This window comes from Nocardia colli, from assembly GCF_008704205.1.
GTDB classification, from domain to species: Bacteria; Actinomycetota; Actinomycetes; order Mycobacteriales; family Mycobacteriaceae; genus Nocardia; species Nocardia colli.
Genome location: NZ_VXLC01000055.1, coordinates 1 through 18,850, shown reverse-complemented (window position 1 = coordinate 18,850; position 18,850 = coordinate 1). Strand labels below are relative to the sequence as shown.

The 18,850-nt window shown below is 67.9% G+C and carries 18 protein-coding genes; 13 read left to right on the top strand and 5 right to left on the bottom strand.

What is annotated here, in order from left to right; translation table 11 throughout:
* The first annotated feature begins 177 nt into the window (after nucleotides 1-177).
* From F3087_RS45375 to secG, 3 genes are all read left to right on the top strand, one after another.
* Complete coding sequence (locus tag F3087_RS45375; protein ID WP_150408415.1) at nucleotides 178-1,086, top strand: EamA family transporter; 909 nt, start codon at nucleotides 178-180, stop codon at nucleotides 1,084-1,086.
* Between the two features lie 264 nt (nucleotides 1,087-1,350).
* A complete protein-coding gene (locus F3087_RS45370; protein ID WP_396897619.1) occupies nucleotides 1,351-2,946 on the top strand; it encodes an MFS transporter in 1,596 nt (531 codons plus the stop codon).
* A gap of 60 nt (nucleotides 2,947-3,006) precedes the next feature.
* Nucleotides 3,007-3,240, top strand: a complete 234-nt coding sequence (gene secG / locus F3087_RS45365; RefSeq protein ID WP_150408414.1) for a preprotein translocase subunit SecG — start codon at nucleotides 3,007-3,009, stop codon at nucleotides 3,238-3,240.
* Here secG and F3087_RS45360 read toward each other — a convergent pair.
* Nucleotides 3,227-4,360 (bottom strand): YbfB/YjiJ family MFS transporter, encoded by a 1,134-nt coding sequence (locus F3087_RS45360; RefSeq protein ID WP_191094479.1) that lies wholly within the window; start codon nucleotides 4,358-4,360, stop codon nucleotides 3,227-3,229. The genes secG and F3087_RS45360 overlap by 14 nt on opposite strands.
* A gap of 69 nt (nucleotides 4,361-4,429) precedes the next feature.
* On the opposite strand from F3087_RS45360, the gene F3087_RS45355 reads away from it, so the two are divergent.
* A complete protein-coding gene (locus F3087_RS45355; protein WP_150408413.1) occupies nucleotides 4,430-5,320 on the top strand; it encodes a LysR family transcriptional regulator in 891 nt (296 codons plus the stop codon).
* Between the two features lie 38 nt (nucleotides 5,321-5,358).
* On the opposite strand, the gene F3087_RS45350 is transcribed toward F3087_RS45355, so the two are convergent.
* Nucleotides 5,359-6,207, bottom strand: coding sequence for an SDR family NAD(P)-dependent oxidoreductase (locus tag F3087_RS45350; RefSeq protein WP_150408412.1), 849 nt, complete (start codon nucleotides 6,205-6,207; stop codon nucleotides 5,359-5,361).
* A 54-nt stretch (nucleotides 6,208-6,261) separates the two neighbouring features.
* Here F3087_RS45350 and F3087_RS45345 point away from each other — a divergent pair, with 54 nt between their 5' ends.
* Together F3087_RS45345 and F3087_RS45340 are read left to right on the top strand one after the other, a co-directional pair.
* Nucleotides 6,262-7,251 (top strand): alpha/beta fold hydrolase, encoded by a 990-nt coding sequence (locus F3087_RS45345; RefSeq protein ID WP_223885842.1) that lies wholly within the window; start codon nucleotides 6,262-6,264, stop codon nucleotides 7,249-7,251.
* A gap of 58 nt (nucleotides 7,252-7,309) precedes the next feature.
* Nucleotides 7,310-7,912 carry a DUF7691 family protein gene (locus tag F3087_RS45340; protein ID WP_150408411.1) on the top strand — a complete coding sequence of 201 codons (603 nt, stop codon included), beginning with the start codon at nucleotides 7,310-7,312 and terminating at the stop codon, nucleotides 7,910-7,912.
* A gap of 4 nt (nucleotides 7,913-7,916) precedes the next feature.
* Here the strand turns inward: F3087_RS45340 and F3087_RS45335 are convergent, their stop codons facing one another.
* A complete protein-coding gene (locus tag F3087_RS45335; RefSeq protein ID WP_150408410.1) occupies nucleotides 7,917-8,396 on the bottom strand; it encodes an SRPBCC family protein in 480 nt (159 codons plus the stop codon).
* 459 nt (nucleotides 8,397-8,855) lie between these two features.
* Here F3087_RS45335 and F3087_RS45330 point away from each other — a divergent pair, with 459 nt between their 5' ends.
* The 7 genes from F3087_RS45330 (at nucleotide 8,856) to F3087_RS47065 (ending at nucleotide 14,739) form a co-directional block, all read left to right on the top strand.
* Nucleotides 8,856-10,223: a sensor histidine kinase gene (locus F3087_RS45330; RefSeq protein WP_150408409.1), complete on the top strand. Its 1,368-nt coding sequence runs from the start codon at nucleotides 8,856-8,858 to the stop codon at nucleotides 10,221-10,223.
* Nucleotides 10,220-10,636, top strand: coding sequence for a roadblock/LC7 domain-containing protein (locus F3087_RS45325; protein ID WP_150408408.1), 417 nt, complete (start codon nucleotides 10,220-10,222; stop codon nucleotides 10,634-10,636). The genes F3087_RS45330 and F3087_RS45325 overlap by 4 nt, the downstream gene beginning before the upstream one ends.
* Nucleotides 10,633-11,004 carry a DUF742 domain-containing protein gene (locus F3087_RS45320; RefSeq protein ID WP_150408407.1) on the top strand — a complete coding sequence of 124 codons (372 nt, stop codon included), beginning with the start codon at nucleotides 10,633-10,635 and terminating at the stop codon, nucleotides 11,002-11,004. Before F3087_RS45325 ends, F3087_RS45320 begins: the two co-directional genes overlap by 4 nt.
* Nucleotides 10,985-11,599, top strand: coding sequence for a GTP-binding protein (locus F3087_RS45315; protein ID WP_150408406.1), 615 nt, complete (start codon nucleotides 10,985-10,987; stop codon nucleotides 11,597-11,599). The genes F3087_RS45320 and F3087_RS45315 overlap by 20 nt, the downstream gene beginning before the upstream one ends.
* Nucleotides 11,596-12,870, top strand: coding sequence for a cytochrome P450 family protein (locus tag F3087_RS45310; RefSeq protein ID WP_150408405.1), 1,275 nt, complete (start codon nucleotides 11,596-11,598; stop codon nucleotides 12,868-12,870). The genes F3087_RS45315 and F3087_RS45310 overlap by 4 nt, the downstream gene beginning before the upstream one ends.
* On the top strand, nucleotides 12,867-14,087 hold the full coding sequence (locus tag F3087_RS45305; protein WP_223885841.1) for a cytochrome P450 family protein: 1,221 nt from the start codon (nucleotides 12,867-12,869) through the stop codon (nucleotides 14,085-14,087). Before F3087_RS45310 ends, F3087_RS45305 begins: the two co-directional genes overlap by 4 nt.
* A 289-nt stretch (nucleotides 14,088-14,376) precedes the next feature.
* A complete protein-coding gene (locus tag F3087_RS47065; protein WP_223885840.1) occupies nucleotides 14,377-14,739 on the top strand; it encodes a hypothetical protein in 363 nt (120 codons plus the stop codon).
* Between the two features lie 101 nt (nucleotides 14,740-14,840).
* Here F3087_RS47065 and F3087_RS45295 read toward each other — a convergent pair whose 3' ends face one another.
* On the bottom strand, nucleotides 14,841-15,332 hold the full coding sequence (locus F3087_RS45295) for a hypothetical protein (protein ID WP_150408404.1): 492 nt from the start codon (nucleotides 15,330-15,332) through the stop codon (nucleotides 14,841-14,843).
* Nucleotides 15,333-15,728: 396 nt separating this feature from the next.
* The gene (locus F3087_RS45290; protein WP_150408403.1) at nucleotides 15,729-18,029 is read right to left on the bottom strand and encodes a thiamine pyrophosphate-dependent enzyme; all 2,301 of its coding nucleotides are present in this window, start codon (nucleotides 18,027-18,029) and stop codon (nucleotides 15,729-15,731) included.
* Nucleotides 18,030-18,850: the final 821 nt, after the last annotated feature.

Below are 18,850 nucleotides of genomic sequence, written 5' to 3'. Positions count from 1 at the left end.
CGCTCGCCTCCTGAGCGAGGTGTAGGCGTTCTTCCGCATTCGCTCCGGTCAGCGGTCTGATGACCGACTGCGTCCGGTAGCGCCCCTTCGGCGTATCTGCGCTGCGGTTCTTCGGCATTCGAGATGCACCTCGCTTCCGCGACCCCATCCCTCTCTGTCGCAGGAGCGCAACCTTTCATGTCCATATCTCTGTCCACGACCGGCCGTTCCGGGCTGGTCTACCTTGTCGGCGCCGGAATGCTCTGGGGGACCGGCGGTTTGCTCGGCACTCTGCTGGGCCGCGCGACCGGTTTGTCACCCATTGCCGTGGCCACTTGCCGCCTGGCGGTCGGTGGCCTGCTTCTCGTCGCCCTACTCGCGGCGACTCGGCGGTCTTGGCCGCGAAACCTTGTGGCCTGGCGCAGAATCGGCGCGGTCGCTGTGCTCGCCGCCACCTTCCAGGCGTGCTACTTCGGTGCGGTGGCGGCATCGTCGGTCAGCGTCGCCACTTTGATCACCATCGGTGCCTCACCAGTCGTGGTCGCGCTGCTGGAACAGTTCACCGGTCGTCGCGCCGTAGACCGCAGACGAGCGGCGACAATCGGTCTCGCGCTGTCCGGCTTGGCCTTACTGGTCGGAGTCCCCTCCGATGACGTCGGCTCCACCGGCCTGCTCGCCGGGGCGGCCCTCGCCGTCGCAGCCGCGGCAGCCTTCGCCACGGTCACCGTCATCAGCTCCCAGCCGGTCGAGGGCCTCGACCCGATGACCACGACCGGCCTCGGATTCACCGGCGGCGCAGCCCTGCTCACCCCACTGGCCGTCACCACCGGCATCACCTTCACCCCGACCCCCGGCAGCCTCGCCCTACTCGCCGCCCTCGGCCTGGTCCCCACCGCGATCGCCTACACCCTCTACTTCCGCGGCCTCCCCGACGCAGGCCCCGGCACCGCGGCAATCCTCGCCCTCCTCGAACCCCTAACCGGCGCCCTCCTCGCCGCCATCGTCCTCGGCGAACGCCTCACACCCCTCGGCCTCCTCGGCGCCGCTCTGCTGACCGTGGCCCTCGTCCTCACCAGTAACCAATCGCGCACCGGTGAGGTCGCATAGCCGCGAATACTCAGCCTCGTGATGTCGGTCGTCGACGTCGACCGCGGCCAAGTGACCGCTTGCCAGGGACTACGTCTCAGACCCACCGGTGCGGTCCCGTTTGGTTCGGTGCGCATCCGATCGGCGGGACGAGGCCGCGCCTGCCGCTGTCCGGTCTCGCATGTGCGCAAGCCGTGTGTCGGATGATCACCTCAGCGGGTGGCTTGCGACACTCCTCGACTGCCCTGGATCCTCAGGGAAGCGACCCAGCCTAAGCTTCAGTGAGTGATCACTGCTCCGAACGCCGCTGTTTCGACCTGGGCTCCGTTGCGGTCGCCGGTGTATCGCGCGTTGTGGATCGCGCAGCTGGTCTCGAACCTCGGCACCTGGATGCAGACGGTCGGCGCGCAGTGGGTGCTGGTCGATGAGCCGAACGCGGCCGTGCTGGTGTCGTTCGTGCAGACCGCGATCACGCTGCCGGTGATGTTGCTGGCCATTCCGTCGGGCGTGATCGCGGATCTGGTCGATCGGCGCAGGTTGTTGCTGGGGGCGCAGTCGACGATGGCGGTGCTGGCCGCGCTGCTGGCGGTGTCGACGGCGACCGGGCACACCACGCCGGCGGTCCTGCTCATCCTGCTGTTCCTGATCGGCTGCGGGCAGGCGCTCACCGGCCCGGCGTGGCAGGCGATTCAGCCGGAACTGGTACCGCGCGAACAGATTCCGTCGGCGGCCGCGCTCGGCAGCATGAGCATCAATATCGGGCGCGCGGTGGGACCCGCGATCGCCGGCGTGCTCGTCTCGCTGTCCGGCCCCACCTTCGTGTTCGTGCTCAACGCGGTGTCGTTCGGCGGCATCGTCGCGGTGCTCGCCCTGTGGCGCAGGCCGGCGACGGATCGGCAGTTGCCGAGCGAACGTCCGCTGGCGGCGTTGCAGGCCGGGACCAGGTTCATCAAAGCCGCCCCGGCGATCCGGCGCGTGCTGCTGCGTTCGATCCTGTTCATCGCCCCGGCCAGCGCGGTCTGGGCGCTGCTTCCGGTGATCGCGCGCGACGAACTCGGACTGTCCTCCTCCGGCTACGGCCTGATGCTGGCCGCGCTCGGCATCGGCGCGGTGCTCGGCGCCGTCGGCCTGTCGCGGCTGCGCACCCTGTTGACGCCCACTCAGCGACTGAGCCTGGCCGCCGTCTTGTTCGGGCTCGCGTCCGCGACCACGGCGCTGGTGCACGTCGTCCCCGTCGTGCTGGTGTTGCTGGTCTTCGCGGGCTTCGCCTGGCTGCTGGCCATGTCCACGATGAACTCGACCATGCAGTTGCTGCTGCCCGCCTGGGTGCGGGCGCGTGGCCTGTCGGTGTATCTGCTGGTGTTCATGGGCGGGCAGGCGATCGGCTCGCTGGTGTGGGGTGTGGTCGCGGGTGCGATGGGTCCGGTGTTCGCGCTGCTGGCCGCGGCGGCGCTGCTCGCGCTGTGCGCGGTGAGCACGGTGTGGCTGCCGATCGGGCACAACGCGGAGCACCTGGATCAGACGCCGTCGGCGTACTGGCCGGAACCGCAGCTGGTGGTCGAGCCCGAACCCGCCGACGGACCGGTCATGGTGCTGCGCACCTACGACGTCCCGCCGGAGAACGTGGACGAGTTCATGGCCGCGATGGCGTTCGTCGGCCGATCCCGGCAGCGAACTGGGGCGATGGAGTGGCGACTGTATCGCGACGTCGGCGTGCTCGACCGCTACGTCGAGGCGTTCGTGGTCCGCTCCTGGGCCGAACACATGCATCAACACCAGGTCAGGCTCACGGCGCAGGACCAGCTCCGGGAGCAGGAGGCGTCGAAATACACCATCGGCGACGACCAGATCACCCATCTGGTCGCGATTTTGCCTGCTTAGGATCGGCGTTGCCGAGTGCCTGATTCGGTGGGATCGGATCGTCCGCATACACTGTCCGGCATGCGGATGTTCCTCGATATCCTCCTGATCATCGCCAGCGTGCTGCTGGTGCTGCTGGTGCTGCTGCACCGCGCCAAGGGTGGAGGTCTGTCCAGCCTGTTCGGCGGCGGTGTGCAGTCCAGCCTCTCTGGCTCGACCGTTGTGGAGAAAAACCTCGACCGAATCACTGTCTTCACCGGCCTGGTATGGGTCATCGCCATCATCGGCATCGGCTTGGAGATCAAGTTCGCCTGATCAGGCGCGTCACCACACCGGCCGCGATCGTCGAACCCGCCAGCACGATGGCGGCGATGACGAACGCGGCCGGATAGCTGTCGCCGATCACCGGCGCCACCACCAACGGTCCGAGCATCTGCCCCGCGCCATAGACGGCGGTGAGTGGTGCCGCCGCGTTGCCGTCCGACAGCTCGCCGCCGATCCGAATCGCCAGCATCACGATGCCGAGGAAGGTCGCGCCGAACAGCGCCGCCGCCAGCACGGCAGGCCACACCGCGGTGGTGAGCGCGGGCAGCACCGCCGAAACACACTGCGCCACTAGCGCGATCGGCATGGCGACCGCGGGACTCCAGCGGCGTGCGGCGATGCCCCACAGCACGGTCGCAGGCACCGCGGCCGCGCCGACCACCACCCAGATCCACGCGCCGACCACCTGCCCGCGCTGATCGCTGATCGCCGCCACCAGGAACGTGCCGATCACGATGTACCCGAGGCCCTCCAGGAAATAGGAGACCAGCAGCGCCCGCCACGCCCCCTTCGACCGGATCGTGGCCTTACCCGCCCGCCGGCCGGGCTGGATATCGAGCCGCCACGCGGGCAGCAGCAACACCACGGTCAGCGCGGCCGAGACCAGCCACATGCTCTGCCAACCCAGGAACGGCCGCACGGCCAGCACGAGTAGCCCGGTCAATGCGATTCCGAAACCGACTCCGCTGATGGCGATTCCGGCCGCTTCCCGGCTGCTGCCGTGCCTGGCCGCCACCCCGGCGCACGCGACGAAGATGACCGCGCTGGTGATGCCGGCGATAAGGCGAAGTGCCGCAGGAACAATCGTGGGCGCGGGCACCGCCATCAGCAGTTCGCTGACGATCAGCAGCGCGGCGGAGAGCCGGAACATGGTGCGGGTGTTCAACTCCGGCCAGCGGGTGAGCAGAATGGCGCCGAGTAGGTAACCCGCGTAGTTGGCGGTCGCGATCACCGCGCCGTCGTTGGCGTCGATCCGGTGCGCGTCCACCATGATCGGCAGCAGCGGCGTGTAGACGAACCGGCCGACGCCCATCGCGGCGGCCAGCCCGGCGGCAGCAGCGAACGCCGGGGCGAGGCTGCTGCGCGGAGCTCGAGCGAGAGTAGCAGTCACTCCAGCGACCGTACGGTCCTTTTTCCCGTCTGGGAAATGCTTTCTACGCACCGTGTATACGCTGGATGCATGGATGAGGCAGCGCTGCCGGACGGAGCGCCCACGCCGGTCGCGGCCGGCGGATCGGCAAACATCGAGCTGCGGCACCTGCGCGCGTACGTCGCGCTATGTGAGGAGGCGAACTACACCCGGGCCGCCGTCCGCCTGCACCTGAGTCAACCGGCGCTGACCAGGACGATCCAGCAGTTGGAGCGGGAGATCGAGTGCCGCCTCATCGAACGGACCTCCCGGCGTTTCGCACTGACCGACGAGGGGGCCGAGTTCCTGGCACACGCCAGGCGAATCCTTGCCGATGTCGACACGGTCACCGCCGAGCTGCGGTCCCGCGCCGCCATCGAGGTCGGTTTCGCCTGGCTGCTGCCCACCACCTGGCTCGCGGCCACCCGCCGCCGCTACGAAGCCCTGGGCGGACGCATCACCCTGCACCGCGTCGACGACCCGCTGGCCGCGCTCGATACCCGCGCCATCGATATCGCCATATACCGCAGGGAAACTCAGCTGCCGAGTCACCTCGAATCCCGCCGGATCGGCACCGAGCAGCGCGTGCTCGCCGTCGCCGCGAACTCACCGCTGGCGGAAGCGACCGACCTGCGCTGGGCCGACCTCGCCGCGTATCCGCTGGTGGTGAACGTGGTCTCCGGCACCACCCACGCCGACTCGTGGGCGCAGCCCGACCCGAACCGGCAGATCATCACCTGCGGCAACTTCGACGAATGGATCGAACTGGTCGCCGCGAACCGCGGCATCGGCGGCGCCCCCGCCGTGGCTCGCGCCCGCGCACCCCACCCCGGCGTCGTCTACCTGGACATCCCCGACGCACCACCGTCCCACGTCTACCTGGCCTGGCGAGCCAAACCCGAACCCTCCCGCGCAGTCCAACGCTTCCTCGCCCTCACCTGACCCCGGCGTCGAAATCTGCAAGGAATCCGGCCCGAGCGTTAGTCGGCGCGAGGGATGCGGCCGTCCAGGTCGGTGAAGCCGTAGGCGTCGGCGAGATCGGCTACGCGCCAGGCTGATCCGGTGCGGGCGCGGCGGTCGGGGTCGGTGGCGAGGGCGACGACCGCGCGGCCGGGGAAGCGCGGCGTCTCGGCCTGGGCGAGGTCGAAGGTGCCTTCGCCGGGCAGGGTGACCAGGCGCTGACCCTGGGCGTCGGCCGGAACTAATTGCAGCAGTTCGGTATCCACGATGCCGGGCCAGAGCGAGACGACGGTGACCTTGGTGTCGGACAGATTGTGCGCCATGTCCGCGGTGAGGCGATCCAATGCGGTTTTCGCGACGCCGTACACCGCGTTGTGCATGTATCGGGTCGCGCCGGGGGAGGAGATGCTGACGATCAACCCGTCCGACGCGATCAGCAGCGGCGCGGCGAAAGCGCTTGCCACATAATGCGATCGGACGCCGATATCGAACGTCTCGTCCCACGCCTTCGGCGGCACCTCCCAGAACGGCTTGCCGAGCCAGCGGGCGGCCGCGGGGGAGTTGTAGACGTTGTTCACCAGCACGTCGAGACGCCCGTGATCGTCGCGGATCTGCTGAAACAACCGCTGCACCGCGTCGTCGTCGCGGTGATCGCAGACGAACGGAACGCCGACCCCGCCTGCCTCGTCGATCGCGGCGGCGGTCTCACCGACCGTGCCGGGCAGCCGTCCAGGCGTGTCCGAGCGCCCGGTGACGTACACCGTCGCCCCCGCCGCACCGAGCTCCAGGGCGATGCCCTTGCCGATGCCGCGACTCGCGCCGGTGACCACCGCGATCCGGCCGGTCAGTGGGTTAGGTATTCCGCTCACGACTTCAGGACACTACCGTGAAACAAGAACACGTTCTAGGTTTTGGAGGCCGCAGTGGAGTTGACGCATCGGTTCGTGACGACCAACGGCGTCCGGATGCACGTCGCCGAGCAGGGCGAGGGGTGTCCGGTGATCTTCTGCCACGGCTTCCCGCACACCTGGTTCATCTGGCACCACCAGCTGGAGTCGCTCGCCGCGGCGGGCTACCGGGCCATCGCTCCGGACCTGCGTGGGTACGGGCAGACCGACCTGCCCGCGGACGTCGAGTCGTACACCAACGAGGCGGTGATCGGCGACCTGCTCGCCCTGCTCGACGACATCGGCGCCGAGCAAGCGGTCTTCGTCGGCTTGGACTTCGGCGCGGCCCTGGTGTGGGAGTTGGCATTACGCGCACCCGAGCGAGTCCGCGGCGTCATCGTCCTGAACAACCCCTTCGCGCCCCGCCCGCCGCGCTCGCCGTCGCAACTGTGGGCCAAGGCCGCCGCGCGACACTTCCTGCACCTGCACTACTTTCAGACCCCCGGCGTCGCCGACGCCGAACTCGCCGCTCGCCCAAGGGAATTCCTCCAGCGCGTCTACTACTCGCTCAGCGCCGACTACCACTACCTCGACACCTGGCAGTTCCCGGCGGAGGGCACCGGCTACCTCGATGTGCTGCCGGAGGCTCCGCCGCTGCCCTGGCGCTGGCTGACCCAGAACGAATTCGATACCCTGGCACAGGATTTCGAACGCACCGGCTTCACCGGCGGCCTGAACTGGTACCGCGCCCTCGACCGCAACTGGGAACTCACCGCCGACTACGCCGACGCCTCCGTCGCCGTCCCCGCCTACTTCATGTACGGCGACCACGACCCCGACATGGAAGGCTTCAGCGGCCGCGACCCCCTCACCACCCTGCGCAACCACGTCCCCGACCTCCGCGCGGTCACCAAAATCACCGACGCCGGCCACCTCGTCCAACTGGAACGCGCCCCCGAGGTCAACTCTCTGCTCACCACCCACCTCCGGGAGCTCGTCCCCAACCCCTCCGACGTCCCGGCGTAGGTCAAACGCCTTCCGTCGGTGCGCCGTTCATGTCGGTGGGTGTCGCTAATGTTCGCTCATGAGTTACAGCCTGAGCGTTTACGTCGTCGAACTGGATAGGGTCAGGGCCGCGATCGGCTCGCGGGACGACAAGCTCCGGCGCATGATCGGCGGCCGGTTCAAGGCGCAGCTGGCGCACGCCGACGACTGGTTCGCCGAGGAGATCGCGAACGGCGCGCCCGCCCGGTACGACGCGGTGCGCGCGGTCATCGACGGCGGCCCGTTCGACGCGGGCTACGGCTTCCAATACGCCTATGCGTACCAAACGATCTGCCAGTTCTACGGCAGGTTCCTGGACAACCGCTACTTCTCCCCGTTCCGCGGCAGCTGGCTGGAACAGGTCGACGAGGGCTTGGCCGAGCTCGGCATCAAGGCGATCAGCCTCGCCGATTTCGTCTACCACGCGCTGCCCGCCGCCCTGCCCCAACCGGAAGAGCTACCCGGCTATGGCGAATGGACCCCGGAGCAATGCGCCGAAGCCCTGGTGCAATGGGAATCGACGACCCCGAAGCAGCGCGAGGAGGCCGACCACGAGGTGCTCGCGGCGATCGAATCGTGCATGGAGTGGATTCGCGAGGCGCAAGCCCGGCCCGGCTGGGGGATCGCAGGCTTCTTCGTTTGACCGCTCAGCGGTATTCGTCGGCCCGCTTCGGATAGTCGGCCCACTGCGGCAGCGGTTGGTAATCCAGATAGGCGGTGAGCCGATCGAGCAGGTACTGCCAGCGCGGGCCGATTTCGCGCGCGTCGGCGGGGCTGACATGCCGACGGATCAGCTCGACATTGGTGACCACGCCGACCTGAGTCATCCGCACTTCCAGCAGGCATCCGTCGATGTGCACGATCAACTCGTGCGGCGCCTGGCAGTGCCCGACCCGCACCGCGACCGGCCGCGAGATCGGCCCGTCCATCGGTTCGATGGTCAGATTGCCGCTGCCGCCCGACACCGCGCCGAGCCAGTGCGCGAGCTGCCCGCGGTCGGTCGCGGCCGACCACACCTCGAGCACCGGCTTTCGGAAGGAGCGCAGATAGTGCAGGAGCACCAGCTCGCCGTCCGCCGCGCGATCGTGCTCCGGCCGAACCTCACCGAGCATGGACATCATCGTCATCGCCGTGCCCTCCACCGCTGGTCGTCACCGCCACTGTGGTTCCAGTATTCCCCTGTCGAATCCGAATCGCGGGAATACCGGCACGGCGTGCCTGCGCGGGATTCGACGTGGCCTCGGCGAGGACTGCGGACGGCCGCGGCATGACCGCTGGGTGACGAAGCGGTGTGCGAGATCACTACCGGATGGTAGCTTCCGGATTGCCGGCCTCATTGAAAAATAAAGTAGCGCAATACAATACAACTATTGTGCAACCTGCTAACAGCGCCTGTTAGTTGTCTTCGCCGAGATGCGGAACTGCTTGCTGGTCTGTACATTTGGTGCAGCCCGAACGCGCAGGAGGGGTCGGGACACCATCAGCATGCCTTCTTGGTCAACGTGAGTGCGGAAGTACGGAACTTGTCACAGTCATTGATCGCGCCGGAAGGCGAGCGTCGGGAACCACTGTTTCGACGTCTGCGCATGCCGCTGCTAGCCCTGCTGACCTGCGCTGCCGTCACCTCGGTCGCCGTGGTGGTCGCGGTGTACTACGCGCCGACCGACTTCCGCATCCCGCTCACCGTGGGCGCGGTTACCGTCGCTATCGCGTTGTGCGCCACGGTAACTGCGGCCGTGCACTATCGCGGCGCGGCCCGGCGAGCCCGGGAATCCGCGGCGGCGATCACCGCCGAGGCGACCGCCAGGATGGCCGCCGCGAGCGATGCCGCCGGCGTGCACGCGTGGGAAGCGAAGAACAGCGACAGCCGCCGGTCCGCGGCGATGGCCGCGTTCGCCGGTGCGGCGGGCCGCATGCAGGCGATGACCACCAGCATGCTCGCCGAACTGCGCGAGATGGAGCACCGGCACGCGGATCCGAAGGTGCTCGCCGACCTGCTGCACCTGGACCATCGCACCGCGCAGGCCGGTCGCCTCGCCGACAGCATTGCCGTACTCAGTGGCGCCCGATCCGGGCGACGCTGGGCCAAACCCATTGCCATGGAGTCGATCCTGCGTGGCGCGATGGGTCGCGTCGCCGGCTATCAGCGCGTCCGGTTGCGCGCCATCGCCGAGATCGCCATCGCCGGTCACGCGGCCGAAGGCGTAATGCACACCCTCGCCGAACTGCTCGACAACGCCTGTAATTTCTCCCCGCCCACCACCGAGGTGCACGTCTACGCCGCCGAGGTGCCCGCGGGCGTGGTGCTCACCATCGAGGACAGCGGCCTGGTGATGAGCGAATCGGCGCTGCGCCGCGCCGAGCAGACCGTGTCGAGCACGAGCACCGACAGTCGCGGCCAACGTTCCTCGGACCTGTCCTCGCTCAGCGGCACGCGCCTAGGCCTCGCGGTCGTCGGCCACCTCGCGCGCAAGCACGGCCTCACCGTGTCCTACCGCCCCTCCGCCATCGGCGGCACCGCGGTGGTCGTGGTGGTGCCGCGCGATCTCACTGCGCGCGTTGACCGTTCGCAACCGGTATCGCTGGCCACCAACCCCGCGATACCGACCGCATCGCTCCCCACCGCGACCGCGTCGTTGCCCACCGCGACCGCGCCGATCGCCGCCGCATCGCAGCCCGCCGCCGTCGAACCGGCGGCCACCCCCGAGCTGGAGCCGGTCGCCGAGCACACCAGCATGGGCCTGCCGAAGCGCCGCCGCGGCAGCACCCTGGCCGCGGTCCACCCCGCCGGCCTGTCCCTACCCTCGCTCGACGTGCCCGCGGCGACCCCGCCGGCGTCGACCACGGCGAACTTCGGTGCGTTCCAGCGTGCGCTGGCCGGTCGTGACCCCGACAACTCCGCTGCCGCAACACCTTCCCCGTCCCCTACCGTTGCCGTGGAGAATGATCGATGACAACGTCCGTGCCGTCGCAACTCAGCTGGCTGCTGGAGCAACTACTCGCCCGCACCCCGCGCACCCGACACGCCCTACTACTGTCCGGCGACGGCCTCAAGATCTGCCACACGCCGGAACTCAGCATGGACAAGGCGGACCAGCTCTCCGCCATCGCCGCCGGCATCCAGAGCCTCTCGCACGGCGCGTCCGTCGAGTTCGGTGACGGCAGAGGCGGTGTGCGCCAGTCGATGACGGAGTTCTACGGCGGCATCCTGTTCATCGTCGAGGCGGGCCTGGCGGCGCACATCGCGGTCGTCGCGGCCGAGGACGCGGACGCCGGCCTGGTCGGGCACAACATGCGCGAGCTGGTCGAGCAGCTAGGCCATCACCTGGCGTCGAAGCCACGAGTCGGGGGAGCGAGCGTGTCGTGAACAGGCCAGGGCGCGACGACGATCCGGACCGGCTCTACACACTGACCGGGGGACGCAGCAAGCCGGACTCCGACAGCTTCGACCTGGTCACCCTGGTGGTCAGCGAATGCGATCCGACCCAGGGCATGCAGTCCGAGCACGTCGCGATCCTGGACATGTGCCGCGCGCCGACCGCGGTCGTCGAGATCGCCGCCGAGCTGCGCATTCCGGTCGGCATCGCCACCATCCTGCTGTCGGATCTGTTGCACGCAGGCAAGATCACCGTCCGGCATCCCAGTACCGGCCCCAGTTACCCTGACGCGCCGTGGAATTCGGTGCCCGACTCCACCACCCTCGAGAAGGTGCTCGTTGGACTCCGCAACCTTTGACCCTCGGCCCGCCCGTGCCGACGCACCACTGAACAGCGCGACCCGCCAGGGACTGAAGATCGTCATCGTCGGCGGTTTCGGGGTCGGCAAGACCACCATGGTCCGCGCGGTCAGCGAGATCCGCCCGCTCGACACCGAGGCCACGATGACCAACGCGGGCATCGGCATCGACGATCCGAGCGGCGCGCCGGGCAAGTCGACCACGACGGTCGCCTTCGACTTCGGCCGCATCACCATCGACGCCGAAAACGTGCTCTACCTGTTCGGCGCGCCCGGGCAGGAACGGTTCTTCTTCCTCTGGGACCGGTTGTTCTCCGGTGCGCTCGGCGCGATCGTGCTGGTCGACCAGCGCCGGATCGCCGACTCCTGGTACGCCATCGACCGCCTCGAAGCGCAACGCACCCGATTCGTGGTGGCCTGCAACAACTTCGGCGGACCCTCCCGGCTGCAAGAAGTACGCGACGCCCTGGATCTGGATCCGCAGGTGCCGCTGGTCGACTGCGACGCGAGGTCGCGCGAATCCTGTAAGGGCGTGCTGATCAGCCTGGTCGAGCACATCTATGCCGATGCCCCGCGAGCGGAGACCGCATCATGACCACCTCCAGCGCAGCCGCGGCTGCCACCGGCGGCTGCCCGGTCACCGGCGCGGTGCCGCTGAGCGGCCCCCGCTTCCACACCGACCCGCAGCACCTCTACCGGGAGATGCGCCGCGAGCACGGGCCCGTCGTCTCCGTCGAACTGCCCGGCAATGTGCCCGCCTGGCTGGTGATCGGCTACCGCGAGCTGCATCAGGTCACCAGCGACCCGGAGCTGTTCCCGCGCGATGTCAGCCTGTGGAATCAGTGGCCGAACATCCCCGAGGATTGGCCGCTGCTGCCGATGGTCGGGCAGCCGCGCCCGTCCATCTACTTCACCGCGGGCGCCGAGCATCGCCGGCACGTGGCGATGGTCGAGCCCGCGCTGGAATCGGTCGATCCGTTCGAATTGCGCCGCACCTGTGAGGAATTGGCCGACCGGCTGATCGACGGATTCTGCGGTCGCGGCGAGGCCGACCTGGTCGCCGAGTTCGCCGTGCCGATGCCGGTGCTCGCGCTGGCCTGGGCCCTCGGCTTCCCCGACGAGGACGGGCCGCGACTGGCCTGGAGCATGAAGGCGCTCGCCGATGGCGGGGCCGACGCGCAGGCCGCGTACGGGCGCTACTACGAGCAGATGCAGCAGGTGCTCGCCTCGAAGAAGGCGCGGCCCGGCACCGATCTGGTGTCCCGGATGCTCGCGCACCCCGGTCCGTTCAGCGACGAAGAGTACGTGCAGGACCTGATGGCGGTCACCGCCGCGGGACACCTGCCGACTGCCGACTGGATCGGCAACTCGGTGCGGCTCATGCTCACCGACGACCGGTTCGCCGCGGCGCTCGGCGGCGGGCGGCGCAGCGTCGGCGAGGCGATGAACGAGGTGCTGTGGGAGGACACGCCCACCCAGATCCTCGCCGGACGCTGGGCGGCGCGCGATACCCGGTTGGCCGACAAGGTGATCCGGGCCGGCGACATGCTGCTGCTCGGGCTGGCCGCCGCGAACGCGGATCCGCATGTGCGCCAGCACCTGGTCGACGGCGTCGAACCCGCGCACACAGGTAATAGCGCGCACTTCGCGTTCAGCTACGGCGAGTACCGGTGCCCGTTCCCGGCGCAGCAACTGGCCGAGATCATCGCGCGGACCAGCATCGAGGTGCTGCTCGATCGGCTGCCCGATATCGATCTGTCCGTTCCCGCGCAGAACCTGGTCCGGCGTCCGTCGGCGTTCCTGCGCGGCATGACTTCTTTGCCGGTTCGTTTCACCCCAGTTCGTGCAGTCGGAGGTACCCAGTGACCCAAACATGTCCATTCGCCATCGATCCGATGGTCGGTGACCTCGCTGGAGAGACCGCCTATCTGCGTACCAACGGTCCGGTTGCGCGGATCGAACTGCTCGGCGTTCCGGCCTGGACGATCACCGAGCACGCGGTGGCCAGGCAGCTGCTGGTCGACCCGCGGCTGATCAAAGACATCAGCGGCTGGTCGCTGTGGAACTCCGGTGTGGTGACCCGGCAGTGGCCGTTGATCGGCATGATCGATGCCGGGCGTTCGATGTTCACCGTGGACGGCGCCGAGCACCGGCGGCTGCGGATCAAGACGACGCAGGCATTGTCGCCGCGCCGACTAGAGGACATCCGCCCCGTCATCGAGCGACTAACGGCGGAACTCCTGGACGATCTCAGCGCCTCGAGCGGCGGCGATTCCGTCGTCGATCTCAAAGAGGTTTTCGCGTACCCGCTGCCGATGCGCGTCGTCGGTGAGCTGATGGGCGTGGATCGGGCCGATCACCCGATGCTGCTCACCTGGTACAAAGCATTCTTCTCGCTGGTCACCCCGCAGGACGAGCGGTTGCGCGTGATCGACGAAATGGACGTCTATTACACGGATTTGGTGCGCAAGAAGACCGCGAACCCGACCGACGACCTCACCAGCGCGCTCATCCTGGCCGCCGATGGTGGGGAGCCGCTGACCGAGGAAGAAGTGGTCGGCAACCTGAAGGCTCTGGTCGCCGCGGGTCACGAGACCACCGTCGGGCTGATCCTCAACGCCGTTCGCGCGCTGCTGGCTCGCCCCGAACAGCTGGACAAGGTCCGCACCGGCGACATCGAATGGAAGCAGGTCGTCGAGGAAACCCTGCGCTGGGACAGCCCCGTCAGCCACCTCCTCATGCGCTTCGCGACCGAGGACATCACCATCGGCGACACCGTCATCGAAAAGGGCGAGGGCGTCGTCATGTCCTACCGCGCCATCGGCCGCGACACCGCCGTCCACGGCGAAGACTCCGACGACTTCGACATCACCCGCTCAACCTCCAACCGCCACTTGACCTTCGGTCACGGCCCACACATCTGCCCCGGCGCCGCACTCTCCCGCCTCGAAGCCGGCATCGCCCTCCCCGCCCTCTTCGAGCGCTTCCCAAACCTGCGCCTCGCAGTCCCCGACGAGGAAATCCGCAACCTCCCCGTCCTCACCCAAAACGACTTGGCCACCTTCCCAGTGCATTTGGCCTGACACCCGCCTACGTCCGCAGCACCCCACTCTCTCTCGGGATCTTGGTCACGACACCGGCCAGGACCGTGGTCGACCTGGCACGGACACTGCCGTTCGAGTCGGCAATAGTCATGGGTGATGCGCTGGTCCGTGATTTCGGCCTATCGGCCGTAGAGCTCGCGGCCGAATTGGCGCTGGCGCGATCTCGCCGCGGCATCGCTGCCGCACATCGTGTGGTTTCGTTCCTGGACGGACACAGCGAGAGCGTGGGCGAGTCGCGTAGCCGAGTGAGATGCTCTCCCGTCTGGGCGTGCCCGCGCCGATCTGCCAGGGAAACGTCTTCACCTCGACGCATAACTTTCTGGGACGGGTCGACTTCTATTTCGAAGGCGCCGGAGTGCTGTGCGAGTTCGACGGCCGGAGCAAGTACGGACGCCTGCTTGCCCCCGGTCAGACCGCCGGCGATGCAGTGTTCGCCGAGAAGATCCGCGAAGATGCGATGCGCGCGTGCGGATTTCAGCTGGTTCGGTGGACATGGCAAGACCTGCCCACCGAACACGCGGCAACCCGAATCCGCGCGGCCCTGGCTCGTGCGCAAACCACCCCCTTCGCCGGCTACATCGTCCAAGCCCCACTCCCACCACCCCGCCCGATTGCCATCCACCACTTGTGACACAGGTGAGCGTTCGAGCCCAGGTACGGATGCGCAGGAACCGCACTCTCTTTCGGAATCCGCACTCGAAATTGGGCCCTATTCTCGGTGCAAATCCTGAGTCAGGGTGCGGATTCGTGGCTGTGAGGTGTGCGACGTAGGCGGTGGGCGGCGGTGTTGCGGACTCGCCGCGTGCGTCCTTGTTCTGCCAGCAGGGTGAGGGCGTCGGGTGTGGTTATGGTGTCGGCGGCCTTGCGTTGCAACCAGTCTGTGGCGGTGCGGAGTTCGTCGGGGGACCAGGAATGGTTCAGCGTGATCGACTTCAGCAGGGTCCATTCGTGCAGGCGGCGAGTGAGGAAGTCGTGCGCGGTGATTTGTTCGGCGATGGCATCGGCCCACTGGTCGAAGCGGTCGGCGCCGAGTTGGATCAGTTGTGCCGCACGAATATCCAAGTGGGCCGATACTGCTGATTCGGCCATTGCCGAGTCCGGATCGCGGAGGACAGTGGCGACGAGTTCGGGCTCAGTCGTGTCGGTTGCGGCGGCCAAGTTCTGCTGATGCTGCCGGTAGCGCAAGTGCTCCTCAGGGACAGTGGTCTCGTCGCGAGTCGTCATAGACACTCCATCAATAGAGTTCGTGCGGCCATTGTCACGAGCTCAGCTCCGACATCTCGGTTTCGGCAAATCATGCTGGATCCGGCCCGCGATGCTCAACGTGTTCCCGGCCGCGCGCTCCAACAGGGCATCGGCAATTTGCCGATGGTCCCTGGCCTGTGGCTTGGGCACGACGCCGCAAAACGCCGACGAGTATTCCGGCGAAACTCGCTGCGGCGCAAGCATGGCCGGCCCGGTGAGCAGTCTGGCGAGGGTGGAAGCGCGGGGCCGGTCAATCATGGTCGGCGGCGACCATGATGCGCTGCTGATCGGAGTTCGCCGCCGCCGGATGGACGAAGGGGGACAGTTGCGGTCTGGCGTTTGTCGGTGCGGCGGTCTCGTCGCTCCTCATCTTGTCTACTCTGCCAGGAGCTTGCCCGCGGCGGTTTCTATCTTCGCTTCGTCGAGGAGGACGGTGTCGGCGGCGGGGCCTAGGGGGATGAAGCTGTTTTCGCTGGTTACTCGGGAGATGCGGCCGTCGAAGCCGGCGTCGATGAGGGCGGCGCAGAGGGATTCGGAGACGCCTCCGCTGTGGCGGGTTTCGTCGGCGATGAGGACTCGGCCGGTGGCGCGGGCGTGTTGGAGGAGGTCGTCGAGGGGGAGGGGGGAGAGCCAGCGGAGGTCGAGGACTCGGGTTCGGACGCCGCGGTCGGCCAGGCGGCGGGCTACGCGCAGGCTCATGGGGACGCCGTTGGCGAACGTGACAATGGTGAGGTCGGTGCCGTCGCCGTAGACGCGGGCGCGGCCGATTTCGGCGTGGGTGGTGTCGGAAGGTGTTGCTAGCCAGGCATTGTCGCCTGGTTCGTGGAGATCGCGGGTGTGGTACAGGGCGATCGGCTCGAGGTAGATGCAGACGCGGCCGTCTACGCGGGCCGCCGAAACGCAGGTGCGCAGCAGGGCGGCGGCGTCGTCGGCGCGGGACGGTGACGCGATGACGAGTCCGGGGATATCGCGCAGTGCGGCAATCGAATTGTCGTTGTGGAAGTGGCCGCCGAAACCCTTCTGGTAGGCGTAGCCGGCGATGCGGACGACCATCGGATTGCGGTATTGCCCAGCGGAGAAGAAGGAGAGGGTCGCCGCCTCGCCGCGCAACTGGTCGGCGGCGTTGTGCACGTAGGCCAGGTACTGGATTTCGGGGATCGGGACGAAGCCGGCGAGCGCGGTGCCGAGGGCGGTGCCGAGCACGCTCTGCTCGTCGAGCAGAGTGTCGAAGACCCGCCGCTTACCGAATTGCTTTTGCAGCCCCTTGGTTACGCCGTAGACGCCGCCCTTGCGGCCGACGTCCTCGCCGAAGACGAGCACGTCGGGGTCGCGGCTCAGCAGATTGGCCAGGGTGCGGTTGATCGATTGCCCGAGGGTCATCGGATCCGGCACCACCGCACCATGATTAAGTTCGCTGTCGGCGGGTTGAACGACATTCCGTGACGTGTTGCCTGATGTGTCGAATTGCGGAGACACCGCCGCATTCAGAGGTTCGTGCTGATCCGCGCGCCCGGCGCCGACTCGGAGCACGTCCTCGCGAACCTGTGCGGGATGGTTCGGCGCGAGTGGTGCGATCACCGAGGCTGCGGACGTCAATTTCGGTTCGCGCCAGACGAGCTCGGCTGTGGCGGTGACGCGGTGGGCGATGTCGTCGTAGCGTTCCAGGACCTCGACGGGGGTGACGACACCGGTGGCTACCAGCAGGCGGGCGGTCGCGGTGACCGGGTCGCGGAGGAGGTCGGCGGCGATGTCGGTGGGTCTGCGGTAGGCGGATTCGACGTCGGAACCGGCGTGGCCCATCAGGCGGACCGTGCGCATGTGCAGGAAGGCGGGCTTGCGGTGCTCGCGGACCCAGGCGGCGGCCGCGGTCGAAGTGGTCAGTGCGTCAACGGGATCGCAGCCGTCGGCGCCGAAATACTCCAGGCCGGCGCGGGATCCGTAGGCCTGCTGGATCCAATCGGCCGGAGTTGGGACGCTGATCCCGATGCCGTTGTCCTCGCAGAGGAACAGGATCGGCAGCGGAACACCTTGGCGCGCAGTATGAATCGCGGCATTTATCGCTCCCGCCGCGGTGGAATGGTTGGCGGAGGCATCACCGAAACTGCACAGCACCACCGCATCCGACGGCCACTCGTTCGGAACACCCAGTCGCGCAGCACGATCGATCGCGAAGGCGAGCCCGACCGCGCGCGGCAGGTGGGAGGCGATGGTCGAGGTCTGCGGGATGATGGCGGCCGGCTTGCTGCCGAACACCTTGTGCCGCCCACCGGAAATCGGATCCGCCGCCGCGGCGACGATACCGAGCAGCACGTCGCGGATCGGATCGAGACCGGGCACCCGCCGAGTGCGCTGCACGAAGAACGCTCCCGACCGATAGTGCAGCAACGCCGGATCGGTCACCCGAAGCGCCACTCCCAGCGCCGCATTCCCCTCGTGCCCCGACGACCCGATGCTGTAGAAACCGCGTTTGCTCGCCCCCAACCGCCGAGCCGCCAGATCCAACTGCCTGCTCGTCGCCTGAGACTCGAACAGCTCCAGCAGCACCTCACTGGTAACCCCGGGCGCGATATCCGCCGCCACCGCCCGCCCCGGCGTCAGCGCCCCAACCGCCGCCCGAAACCCATCATCAAGAACCTGCCCCGGACTGAACCCAGGCTTCGCGTCCCGCTCGCTCATTCGCGCCAGCATATCGTCCACCCGATGATTTTGCGCGCAATAGACACTCTGACCGGACTAATTCCCGCCATACATCCAAATTGCACTCGAATGGTCGGTCACGTCAGCGTCCAGCCAGCCATCTCTCCACCTCGCCAATCCGCAGGATGCCCGCACCCCTGTCATCCAGTCCCAGACCTGTTGTCTTGTCGGCCAGCCCAATTCGAGACCGGCATTCGCCAGACCGGACGCACCCGACCGGACCACCGACAACGTCCTGGCGGACCCACCCGCCCCAACTACGCCCCGCTCGTCGCGCAGCTCTCCGAACGGTGCGCCGATTTGAGGCCCGCCCGTCCCAACTGCGTCCCGCTCGAGAACGGGCCGTGACACAGCACCGACCCGACGTCCACCCTGACCATGGCCCGTTACGGCACGTACCAAACTCCGCCAGCGCGCCGAACGGAACACGACGCACCAGAGACTCGCCGACCACCCCCAGCCGCGTCCCACTCAACGCGCACTGATGCCGGAAACGGGACCTCACCGAGCGCCCACTCGACCCTTGCCTCAACCACGTCCCGCTCGACGCGCGGCGGTGCGCCGAATGGGACTAGGCAGAGCGCCTACTCGACGTTTGGCTCTGTCACGTCCCGGTGGGCGAGGAGCGACGGGCGGAACGGAACCATCGGCGTGAACGTCGTCGGCCATGTTTCGGCCGGCCACCCCTCAACATACCGACGGCTCTCGCATTGGCACCCAGTCGAATTCGAGGCAAACCTTCCCGTCCGCCATGTCCCATTCAACGCACTTAACCCTTAGGTCAGCGCCCGAGCGGGACA